This is a genomic window from Paenibacillus sp. FSL E2-0190, assembly GCF_037992965.1.
GTDB classification, from domain to species: domain Bacteria; phylum Bacillota; class Bacilli; order Paenibacillales; family Paenibacillaceae; genus Paenibacillus_AQ; species Paenibacillus_AQ odorifer.
Map to the genome: position 1 here is coordinate 2,566,194 of NZ_CP150306.1, position 11,924 is coordinate 2,578,117.

Consider the following 11,924-nt stretch of genomic DNA (forward strand, 5'->3'; position numbering starts at 1 on the left):
GCTTCTAGCACTATTTCTGAGCTGGCTTCGAATTCATGAGGAATTTGCTGCCCACTGAATAGGGGTTCTGCCGGTTGATCGCATCACCTAACCAATTCAGAAGCTTCACACCATCCTGTTCAGCCTGAAAGAAGGTCTCTCTGGTGGCAAAAGTGTGCGGAGTTGTACCCGTCTTAGCGTTCAGTCCATAGTCGGTGAGATAGTAATAATAATTAGGTAAAGTGGCTGCCAAAGAAGAAACAGATTGCCGCATTTCGTGTGACCACTCATTAATGATACTTTGATCTCTTGGCCCCTTGTAATCGTTGATGTTGTTCTGAAAGTGGATTAGAATCTCGTCAAATACCGAGTAGGATTGCAATATTATCGCATTCGCAGGAAGTAGATGGCCGTTCGCTTTAAAAGCTGCCCCGATGATATCCGCTTCAGGGGCATATCCGAAGTTCTTCACGAAGTCTGCCTGCCATTCCTGCTTCACAACATTTGGCCACTTGTCTGATTTCAAGAAGGAACTGTCTGAATATTGGAAAATCTCGGAGTTCTTGTAATGAGAGGCGATCTCGGGAGCCCAAAAAGCGGACCCGAAGCCACCGGCACTTTCGCCAGCAATCAGTAGTTTGCCGGGTTTATCCACGTTGGCATATATCCAATCGAGGCTGCTTCGCACATTATTGCTGCCGTTATAACGCATAGTAAAGGGGCTGCCGTCATCTTTTTTATATTCAACTTTGCGGTTGCCGATATGGAAGTCACCGGTTGAATAGGGAAGGTAGACCACATTCCAGCCATGAAAAGGATTGGCAGGGTTATCCGTATCCATCATGCCTCTCAGCAATGTCAACATATAGAAGGGGATGTTCTGGAAATAGTTGCCTGTATCTCCACCTTTAATAAAGTTCATAAGCTTGATGGGGTGTGCGGCACTTTGGGCATCCCAGCTGGCTCCGCCACCGGAAAAAAAGATGATCCAGTTATTATTTTCACCCTTTTTATTCCACAAAAAATACTCTGATCCATCACTTGATATGACATTTCCGTCTAGCGTGACTTTATTCCACTTGTAAGGCTTCACTTCCGCAATTACAGGGGTGGTAGTCGCCGGTCTTTTGATTACAAAAGCGCTGATTGCAAACATGGCAATCAAAACAAGGCTGAATAATCCAATACCTGTGAATATTGTGATTTTCCTCATTTTTCTCATATCCATCTCTCCCTTACTCGGAGTATACGTCAAGATCACTCATTACACAAGGTGTATACCTAAAATCATAAAACAATCGTGAGAAAATATATAAAGAGGTGTCCTCGCAGCCTTTGATCCATGGCTACAGGGACACCCCGATTTTTGTATGTTACTTTATTTGTATGTTACTTTATTAATTTTGCTGCTTCAATTTCAAATGTTTTTAGTTCGTAAGGTTCAAGTATAAAAGTAATGACAGGTTCAGTGTGGACTTCCCCTTCAGGACGCTCCATTAGATTACACTCTTGCCACGAAATAATATTCAAGTCGCTAGTCATATCAATTTGCTGACGGCTTCCGGAATAGTCGTGCACACGTACGATTAATTTTTGACCATCCTCAGACTTCTTGATCGCAGAAACCATAACCGTCTGAGTAGAAAGGCGAATAAGCGACTTGGATGCTCCTTCTGCTTGCCCCATGGTGCTCCGTAGAGGGTTGTTGACGGACCAAGCTTGACGGACGGTGTCACCCTGTAGCCAATCCCCAGTATGAGGCAGGATAGAGTAGGTGAAAGTATGTTCACCTTGATCCGCTTCAGGGTCAGGGTGCGTTGCCGATTTGATTAAGGATAGACGCATCACATTATCCTTGATGTCATAACCGTATTTGCAGTCGTTCAGCAAGCTAACGCCATAACCACGATCTGATAAATCTGCCCACTGATGCCCCACAGTCTCGAATCTAGCGTAATCCCAGCTAGTGTTCCAATGTGTTGGACGCGTAACATTACCGAACTGGATATCATAAGTGGCTTCGGTAGCTCGTATTGCAACAGGGAAAGCTACTTTCATTAGCTGTTGTCGCTCATGCCAGTCTACCTTTGTCACGAAATCGATACGACGATGGTGTGCATGTAAGATCATTTGCTGCTTAATCGTGGAATCCATATAACTCCATGTGAATTGTACAACACATCGCAGTGAACCCTTTTCTATGACTTCAATGCTGCGGCAGTCGGTGACTTCACGTTTCTTTTGCTGATAGTAGATGTCAATGTCCCAAGCTTCATGGGCTAGGGGTTTATCTTCAAACACTTGGAACACGTTACCGTGACTTCCGTTTGCTAATACTTGTCTTTGTTCATTTATATCATAGATGGATACTAATTGACCTTGTTCGTTCCATTCAATTTCGAAGTGAGGCGTTGAGATTCCTGATTCATTTAGCTTGAATGGAGCGCTTAGTGACTTAGAATTCACATCTTCTACGAAGGAGATCGTTGTGTATCCAAGAGAAGGAATGTTAGATACTTCAACGATCCAGCGGTCACCTTCACGCTGAGCTTGTAGTTGTTTTCCTTCTGAGCTTATCCAATGTCCTGTTTCCATCCCGGCTTCAACAGTAATTTCTACGAGTTCTGTCAGCTCCCAAGCAGCATTGTTCCAGATCGTATATTTACCGGCTTCATTTCCGCTCACAAGTGCCTTACTGGATTGCTCCCAGACAGACTGACCTATTGCTTCTGCTTGTGCATACTCAATTGTACTGTCTTCATACACTTCACGAATCGAAGAGCCCGGAATAATATCATGGAATTGGTTGCGCAAAATAATTCTCCAGCCCTCGTCTAAATCGGTCTGACGATAGTTCGACCAGTCACCTGTCATCACACTTTGCAGTGTATTTAGCCATTCCGCCTCACGGTATAGCAGCTCAAGCTTACGGTTCATCCGCTTATTGTAGGCTTGGCTTGTGTAGGTGCCGCGGTGATATTCTAAGTAAAGCTCGCCATCCCATACATGGACATAACGATCTGTATTTGCAACAGTTTCTTGCAGGGTACGGAAGTAGTCTCCCGCTGTTCCTGTTTCAATCTTCGGCAGACCGGGAAGATCGTTTAGCCGACGGCGCATCTCTAGCATTTCACGGTTCACACCCCCGCCACCATCGCCATATCCGTAAGAAAGTAACAGATTGCGATTCACTTCTTTATCCCGGTAAGTATCCCAAATTCCTTTCACAGTCTTAGGAATAATCCGGCCATTATAAGTGTAGAACCAAGAATCTTCTTCGGACCAAGGCTCAGGCGTTGTAATAAAGTGTGTTAACACCTCTGTGCCATCAATCCCACGCCATTGAAAGGTATCATGTGGCATCCGGTTATATTGATTCCAGCTAATTTTTGTGGTCATGAAGGTATTAATTCCTGATTTTTTTAGAATTTGTGGCAAGGACCAGCTGTAGCCAAATACGTCCGGCAGCCATAAATAGTCACATTCAACCCCAAATTCATTACGTAAGAAGCGAGTTCCATAGAGTAATTGACGGACTAGAGACTCCCCTGAGGTCAAGTTGCAATCTGCCTCAAGCCACATGCCGCCGCCAGCTTCCCAGCGTCCTTCAGCTACACGTTCACGAATATTTTCATAGATTTCTGGATAGTCATTTTTGATATATTCATAGAGTTGCGGCTGAGTCTGTAAAAAGGTATAGTCCGGGAACATTTCCATCAGACGTAGTACGGTTGAGAAGGAACGCGCACATTTCTCACGGGTGTGTTTCAATTGCCACAACCAAGCCACATCAATATGGGTATGGCCAATACAGGTAACTGTGACGGGTGAGGATTTCTCCATTTTGTTAATTTCATCACGCAAATAATTGCGGGCTTCCCCGATCGAAGCGTAGAAGTTGTCTGAACCTGGACGAGACCAGTCGATCAGAAGAAAGGAGCGGTCTACTGTACTCATAAGTTGTGTATATTCTGGAGTTTTGGCATCGAGTACGTTCAGCGTCTCAACTACAGCAAGCGCGGTAAAATAGAAATCATCCGTTGCTTCATCCAGCCAACAAATTTCAGCCATGCGAATGCCATGTGTCTGATCTTTTTTAGGGCCGCCACCTTCGAGTCCCGACCATAACCGGAAGGTCAGTGGAAGCTGAGTGCCTGTCGTTTCATTTGGCAAGAACACTTCGGTATGATTGGAATCCACACCTTGATAGGGTTTGCCGTTGAAAAAGAATAAGGATTCAAATCCGGAGTTATTTCCAGCACCCGTCTCGCCAAAATCAAATCGACCCAGTACTCTACGGCCTGCCCAAGAGGCAGGCACGTCTATATTTGTCGTTAGCCATAAATACAAATCGCGGCCTTTCCAGGTATCTCCAACTCGTAGCTTAGACCATTCTCCATCCACGGGCGGTTCGGCTGCAATTTCACCTTGTTCGTCAATCATTGAGTTGAAAAAAGGAATGTGTATACGATCCCTGTAACGATATTCGGAAATTTCGTTTAGTTGGGAGTTGAGTTTGCGTTTGGTTAGAAACATGAGTAATAGCCCCTCCAATATGTTGATGGGGGACGAGGAAATTAAGATCTATTTGGGTTATTATAGGTTTGTTTGGGGGGTAGAAATCAACTATAGACGATTTTGTGTGAGTTGTAAACTCTCGGTGGAGAGAAAAGGTGGAGCGCTAGAATATATAAATAAAAAAATGCATGCGCTTCCATTGCAGAAAAAGAAGTGTGATGTTAAGCTTCTAATCCTAAAGGTGATATTCAGAAAGAAGGTGGCTTTGTTGAATGTAAAGAAATTTTATCAAAACCATTTGCAGAAAAAACTGTTCAATAAAATTTTAGCTATATACTCTTCGATCATTATAATTACGTTAATTGCCTCATCCATTACCGTATATAAATACTATGAGCAGACGATCACTCGCCAACATGTAGATGCCAATCGGGAGGTGCTGGATTATGTAAGTTTGTATATGAATCAGCAGTACGAAAGCATCCAAGTGGCTATCCAGCAAATTTATAGCGATGCCTCTGTCAGTGAGGATTTGTCCTACTTTTTGCAAAATGATTATGGGGATTATCTTAAATACCGTTTAGATCAATATGCAGACATAGGGAGCTCCGTTCCTCATACGTTCGATACTTATTTCAAAACCTATTTGAATCAGAAAAACGGGATTTATGACGTTATTTTATACAGTACAGAGAAAGAATTTTATTATTTATATAAAAATAATACCCGACAATTCTACTTGAGCGACATGGACGGTTCTAAGCAAAAGTTATCCTTACCGAAGAATGGCTGGGTCTCGCATGAAACCAAATTAGTGCTTAAGGAAATAAGAGAAGACAATAACAATTTGTATACAATGACTAGGGAAATTAAAGATCCGATTACACTGAAAACGATCGGGATGCTCATAGTAGATTTTGACGCAGAACTTATTTCAAAATGGCTTGGCACAAAAGTTGCAGAAAATAATGGTCAATTGTTGGTCTTAACCCCAAGCGGTGACGTTATATATGATTCATTGGGAAGGTATATGGGACAGCGATATCCACATCTCGATGCGCTTCATGCGGATGGCTGGACAACACTGGATGGGATCTCCAAGGTTAACTTAAATACAACGAATAGCTCAGGTCTTATTATGGCAGGGATCATTCAGAAGTCACAGGTCAACAACGAAATGAAAACGGTTCGAACTTGGATTATCGGGATTACCACAGCGCTTATTATTACTGCAATGTCTTTTACATACGGAATTATTTTACGTTTTTCTAAAAAAGTGAAGATCATTATCAAATCTATGAAGCGCTTACAGGAAGGTGATTTAAGCACACGTATTCACCTAAATCGAGAAGATGAATTGCAGCTAATTGCGAACAACTTTAACTATATGTGTGAAAGATTAGAACTCTATATTAATAAAGTGTACATTTCGGAGCTTACGCAGAAAAATGCAGAGCTAGTTGCACTTCAATCGCAGATTAATCCACACTTTTTATATAACACACTTGAGGCGATTAGGATGCGGGCAATTACGCAAGGAGCGAAGGATGTAGGTCAGATGATTTACATTTTATCGACATTATTTCGAACGATGATTAAGAAAAGCATGGTCGTTACAATATCTGATGAGATTGAATACTGCAATTTGTATCTGGAGTTGTTTCAGATTAGACATAAAGATAGGCTCCAAATCATATCACAAATAAGTCCAGTTGCCATGAATTGTTCTATCGTTAAATTGCTCATCCAACCGGTCATTGAAAATTATATTGTTCACGGATTTAGACCTGACCGTTTTGGCAATCTCATCCGTATTGAAGTTACTGAATCTGGCGGGGAAATTCAAATTGCTATAAGTGATAACGGGAATGGAATTACTGCCAGCAAGCTGACAGAGCTACAGCAAATGCTTCAAGTCAGTATGAGAATGGATGAACCTCCTTCTTCGGTAGGCCTATGTAATGTGAATGAACGAATTAAACTTTATTATGGGACTGAATATGGATTAACGATCGCTAGTGAAGTAAATAAAGGAACAATAGTCATCATGAATATACCAGTAGTAAGGGAGAGTACTAATAATGCACAATATACTTATCGTGGATGATGAACCTCTTATTCTTGAAGGATTACGTTCAGTGATTGAATGGGAAAAATATGGATTGAGAATCGCGGGACAAGCGTCTAATGGGGAAGAAGCTTTAGAATTTCTACGCAATCATAATGAAGGGATCGACATATTAATTACTGACATTACGATGCCAAAACTTACGGGACTTGAACTGATTCAGCAAATAAAGGTTTTTGATTCAAAAATGAGGTTTATAATCTTGAGCGGGTATGAGCAATTTGAGTATTTAAAAGCTGGAATGAGTCTAGGCATTGAAAATTATATTCTCAAACCCATTAATATACATGAGTTGGAATCAACCATTGAACAAATTGTTGAAGTGCTGAATCAAGAGGATGTTGAACAATTTCATGCTAAAGAGGATTGGCAAGTTCTACGCAATAATATTCTAAACCGCTGGGTAACTGGCAATATAGGCCGGCAGGAGCTACAGCACCGTTCAAAAGTCTTAAATATCTCACTGGACTGTTCATTTTTTACGGTGGCTGCGATTCGGCTTATCACCGAACAGGATGACGATGAGGGCCAGGATAAACTCCATAGGAATCAGCTTATGGATGAATGTTATCGTATCGCTGTGAAATCATTAGAGCAACTTGGAACCGTTATTGTATTTATAGATATGGAAGGTGATCTTGTTCTTATTATTGCTGAGCGGGCTGAAGCTGAGAACAAAGAAGAGCTTTATTGTGTACTGGAGCAAGTGCAATGTGAGATTATGCATGAGTTAGAAAAGTCTGTCTGGATAACGATAGGAAGTAAGGAGCATGCTTTTCAGGAAGTCCCAAATAGTTATAAAAAGGCGAAGAGTTTATATGTTGATCATCTTATGCTACCGGGTTACCCGATTATAGATGTGGAACAACTATCAAAGATGGTTCTGCATGAGGAGAAGCTCGAAATTGATTATGAGGAATTCACCAAATTATTATTATCTGGAGACCGGGAGGCTACGAACCAATTTATCGCAGAAACGTTCGAAAAGCTGTTTGGCTGTGGCATGATTACCCGCATTGATAATTACAACGTAGCGATTGAGTTAATGTTGATTGCTAAGAAAATGGAGAAAAACTCTAATTTTAGTGCCGTGTTTAATCCATTGCTGCGCATACATACTATTGAGCAATTGGTGCACCATGTGCAGGAAAGTGTGAAAGAAACACTAGACCAATTATCATTAGTAAATGATGAGCTCAGTCCGAATATGAGATATATGGTTGATCAAGTAAGCAAACACTATAGAGAAGAGCTATCCCTGAAAACGCTCAGTCAGCGTATGGAAATGCATCCTAATTATTTGGGCCAGCTATTTCAGAAGGAAATGGGCCGTAGTTTCTCTGATTATGTTAATCAATTTCGAATTGAAAAGGCAAGACAATTGCTGCTTCAAACTACGTTACTAACCAACGAAATTGCAGCTGAAGTAGGATATCCGGATCCAGCATATTTCTATCGCCAGTTTAAAAAATCAGTAGGTGTATCGCCGACAGAGCTTCGGAATATGTACAAAAAAGCAAAATCCTAAAATAAAGGAAATGTTCCTGAGTATCACGTTCAAGTACGGGCTTCATGGACGTTGATAACGAGAATGTTTCCTTTTTTTTTGCTCAAATTTAAGGGGAAATAGACTTTTTAAATGTCCCTTCTGCTGTGGATCTTTAATTTTTACATCTGATTCTGGAGTTTTTCAACTTTATGAAACCGCTTTTATAGCGCAGAATTAAGGGTAGTTAAAGGGGCGAGGGAAAAAGATCGAAGGGATATATAGGGGTTGTTTGGGGATAGAGAGAAGGGGGATGTGGAATAATGCCTGCATTTTTCAAAAGTTTAATTAAGGATAAAGTACTCTGGTTTATGGTATTACCAGGGACATTATGGTTCCTGATCTTTTGCTACTTACCGATGTTTGGAACAGTAATTGCATTCAAGGATTTCAAGATTCATCGGGATGGATTCTTTGCAAGCGTTTTAAATAGTAAGTGGGTTGGCCTTGAAAATTTCAACTTTTTGTTCTCGACGGAGGACGCCTATATCATTACAAGAAATACGATTCTTTATAACTTGGCGTTGATCTCTCTCGGTTTAGTTCTTGCGGTGGGCATTGCGATCACCTTAAATGAACTTGTGAACAAACGGATGGCTAAAGTTTATCAAACGGCGATGTTTATGCCTTACTTCCTTTCTTGGGTCATTATTAGTTTCTTTACCTTCAGCTTTCTGAGTGTAGATAAAGGAATATTGAATCAAGTGGTTGTTTACTTCGGAGGCGATCCTATTTCCTGGTATGGGGATACTCGCTTTTGGCCATATATCCTAATTTTCATGGGGATTTGGAAATCAATTGGTTATTCAAGTGTTGTTTACTTAGCGGCTATAGCGGGTATCGACAAGTCCTACTATGAAGCAGCTATGATTGATGGGGCCAGCAAATGGCAGCAGATTAAGTTTATTACACTTCCTTTGCTTAAACCTTTAATGGTAACGCTAACGATTTTAGCGATTGGTGGTATTTTTAGATCGGACTTCGGTTTATTCTATCAAATCCCTCGGGATTCAGGTGTTCTATACTCCGTAACGAATGTTATCGATACTTATATTTATCGCAGCATGAGTACGACAGGTAATCTAGGGATGAGTACAGCAGCGGGTCTATATCAATCGATTGTTGGATTTATCATGGTGCTTGTAACGAATTCTATTGTGAAAAAGATCAGCAAAGAGAATGCGATATTCTAGAAAGGAGTTAGTGACGTTATGGCAGTATTCAAACGTAAGCCAAAAGAAATCGACAACAACGCCATTACTCCTTTATGGAATGTGGTACTCAATATTATAATTGGCATCTTCGCTTTTACTTGTGTGTTTCCGTTCTTGTTTGTCATAGCCATTTCTTTTACAGATGAGAAAGTACTTGCTCTAAATGGATTTAGCTTGTTACCCGAAAAATATAGTTTAGCAGCTTATCAGTTTGTTTTTAACACAGGTGATCAATTGCTTCGTTCCTTTGGAGTTACTTTGATGGTTACTGTACTAGGTACGCTCATTAGTTTATTTTTAATAACAACTTATGCGTATGTTCTCTCTCGAAGATCATTTCGCTATCGTAATTATTTCAGCTTCTTCGCCTTCTTCACGATGTTATTCTCAGGCGGAATGGTTCCCAACTATATCGTGGCTACGCAGTTTTTACATTTGTACAACACGATATGGGCTTTAATATTGCCCATCGCGATGAATGCATTCTTTATTCTAGTAATGCGGACCTTCTTCCAGACTAGCGTACCTGATGCACTCATTGAGGCTGCCAAAATTGATGGGTCTGGTGAGTTTCGGACCTTCCTGCAAATTGTACTTCCAATCTCTTTACCGGGGATTGCAACGATTGGATTGTTCTGTACGCTGGGCTATTGGAATGATTGGTTTAATGCCCTGCTGTATATAGATGATGCGAGTCTTGTTCCACTCCAAGCGATGCTGATGCGAATTCAGAATAATATGGAGTTTGTCATTCAGAACAGTATGCAGATGGGATCAAGCTTTGAGATTGCTGCAACCTTGCCAACAGAAACCGTTCGTATGGCGATGGTTGTACTGGCGACCTTACCTATAGCACTAGCGTATCCGTTCTTCCAAAAGTATTTTGTACAAGGCTTAACCGTGGGCTCTTTAAAGGAGTAACACTACTAAGATGTATTTATTCGAATCGCTAGGACAGGAATCGATATAAATAAAGCGTTCATTAATCTAAAGGGGGAAAATAGAAATGAAAATGAAAAAAGGCTTAACACTCGCTCTTGCAGGGACAATGCTTTTTTCTGGCCTTCTAGCTGGATGTGGTTCGAATAATAATACAAATGCTGCTAAAGAAACAAACAATTCAGCGGCAGCAGGGAATTCAGCAGGGAACACATCAGAATTAAAGCCATATGAGTTGAAGATGTATTTAATTGGTGGACCTCAAAAGGATTTAGATCTTGTCTTAAAAGAAGTTAATAAATATACCCAAGAAAAAATTAACGCGACGTTGAACATTACGATGTTCGATTGGGGCGATTACGATAAGAAGATGCAAGTCATCACCGCTTCCGGTGAGCCTTATGATATTGCCTTTACCTCTTCTTGGACAAATGACTTCCGTCGTAACGCTGCTAATGGGACGTTCTTGGGTCTGAATGATCTGCTAGATAAGTATGGTAAGGAAACGAAAGAAGTTTTGGACCCTCGTTTCTTAGAAGGAACTAAGATTAAAGGTGAGATCTATGGTGTTCCTGTAAATAAGGAGCTTGGACAGCAATGGGTATGGCGCTTCAATAAGAAATATGTTGATAAATATAACATGGACATTTCCAATATCCGTACATTGGATGATCTAGAGCCACTTCTTAAAACGATTAAAGAGAACGAGCCGGCTGATATTACACCTCTAGCTGTTCCTAAAGGCTTTAAACCATTCATGCCATTTGACTATGTACTAGGTGATGAGCTACCTATCGGGGTCTATATGGATTCCACAGATGGCAAGGTTGTTAATATTCTGGAGACACCTGAACTTGCAACATCGTTAGATACGATGCGTAGACTTTACACAGCAGGTTACTTACGCCCAGACGTTGCGACACTTGAAGGTATTGATAACATTAAGACCGGTAAATGGTTTGCCGATCGCGAAATCACACAGCCTTATGCAGAAAAAGGTTGGTCTCGTTCAGCAGGTTATGAAATTGTAACTTCGCCTATGCATGAGCCTTATGTATATACACAGTCCGCCGCAGGTTCGATGCACGCGATTTCCGTAACCTCAGGTGATCCTGAGCGCGCGATGATGTTCTTGAATCTTTTGAATACAGATAAGTACTTACGCAATTTGCTCAACTATGGTATTGAAGGCACTCATTATAAGAAAATCTCCGACAATGTCATTGAAGATCTGCCAGCTATGCAAGATAGCTATGCAATGCCAGGCTTCACACTTGGGAACATGTTACTGACTTATCTGCATGCTGATGACCCTGCTGATAAATGGGATGCTTTCAAGAAGTTTAATGATTCTTCAAAAGAAGCCCCTACCTTCGGTTTTGCATTTGATCCTACACCTGTAAAAACAGAAGTAGCGGCTATCAACAACGTAACTAAAGAATTTATGCCAGCGCTATACACAGGTTCTGTTGATCCTAAAACATATCTGCCAAAAGCAGCGAAGAAATTTAAAGAAGCTGGACTTGATAAAGTCATTGCAGAAGTTCAAAAGCAACTTGATGAGTGGAACCAGACAAAGAAATAAGCTAATGAACGTAAC

At 41.0% G+C, this 11,924-nt stretch carries 7 protein-coding genes; 5 read left to right on the forward strand and 2 right to left on the reverse strand.

What is annotated here, in order from left to right:
• Nucleotides 1–10: 10 nt before the first annotated feature.
• Both NST25_RS10950 and NST25_RS10955 read right to left on the reverse strand, forming a co-directional pair.
• Nucleotides 11–1,201, reverse strand: a complete 1,191-nt coding sequence (locus tag NST25_RS10950; RefSeq protein WP_175617385.1) for a pectin acetylesterase-family hydrolase — start codon at nt 1,199–1,201, stop codon at nt 11–13.
• A gap of 167 nt (nt 1,202–1,368) precedes the next feature.
• Nucleotides 1,369–4,515, reverse strand: coding sequence for an alpha-mannosidase (locus tag NST25_RS10955; RefSeq protein WP_339190526.1), 3,147 nt, complete (start codon nt 4,513–4,515; stop codon nt 1,369–1,371).
• A 250-nt stretch (nt 4,516–4,765) separates the two neighbouring features.
• Here NST25_RS10955 and NST25_RS10960 point away from each other — a divergent pair, with 250 nt between their 5' ends.
• From NST25_RS10960 to NST25_RS10980, 5 genes are all read left to right on the forward strand, one after another.
• On the forward strand, nt 4,766–6,604 hold the full coding sequence (locus NST25_RS10960) for a sensor histidine kinase (RefSeq protein WP_175617386.1): 1,839 nt from the start codon (nt 4,766–4,768) through the stop codon (nt 6,602–6,604).
• Nucleotides 6,579–8,153 carry a response regulator transcription factor gene (locus NST25_RS10965; protein ID WP_076195203.1) on the forward strand — a complete coding sequence of 525 codons (1,575 nt, stop codon included), beginning with the start codon at nt 6,579–6,581 and terminating at the stop codon, nt 8,151–8,153. Before NST25_RS10960 ends, NST25_RS10965 begins: the two co-directional genes overlap by 26 nt.
• 281 nt (nt 8,154–8,434) lie before the next feature.
• Nucleotides 8,435–9,364, forward strand: a complete 930-nt coding sequence (locus tag NST25_RS10970) for an ABC transporter permease subunit (RefSeq protein ID WP_076129998.1) — start codon at nt 8,435–8,437, stop codon at nt 9,362–9,364.
• 18 nt (nt 9,365–9,382) lie between these two features.
• Nucleotides 9,383–10,306 (forward strand): carbohydrate ABC transporter permease, encoded by a 924-nt coding sequence (locus NST25_RS10975; protein ID WP_038569957.1) that lies wholly within the window; start codon nt 9,383–9,385, stop codon nt 10,304–10,306.
• Nucleotides 10,307–10,391: 85 nt separating this feature from the next.
• On the forward strand, nt 10,392–11,909 hold the full coding sequence (locus NST25_RS10980; RefSeq protein ID WP_076129999.1) for an ABC transporter substrate-binding protein: 1,518 nt from the start codon (nt 10,392–10,394) through the stop codon (nt 11,907–11,909).
• Nucleotides 11,910–11,924: the final 15 nt, after the last annotated feature.

Bases quoted from the DNA above. Each gene is read 5' to 3' on its own strand.
- NST25_RS10950 (WP_175617385.1), bottom strand. From the start codon at position 1,201: ATGAGAAAAATGAGGAAAATCACAATATTCACAGGTATTGGATTATTC.
- NST25_RS10955 (WP_339190526.1), bottom strand. From the start codon at position 4,515: ATGTTTCTAACCAAACGCAAACTCAACTCCCAACTAAACGAAATTTCC.
- NST25_RS10965 (WP_076195203.1), top strand. From the start codon at position 6,579: ATGCACAATATACTTATCGTGGATGATGAACCTCTTATTCTTGAAGGA.
- NST25_RS10970 (WP_076129998.1), top strand. From the start codon at position 8,435: ATGCCTGCATTTTTCAAAAGTTTAATTAAGGATAAAGTACTCTGGTTT.
- NST25_RS10975 (WP_038569957.1), top strand. From the start codon at position 9,383: ATGGCAGTATTCAAACGTAAGCCAAAAGAAATCGACAACAACGCCATT.
- NST25_RS10980 (WP_076129999.1), top strand. From the start codon at position 10,392: ATGAAAATGAAAAAAGGCTTAACACTCGCTCTTGCAGGGACAATGCTT.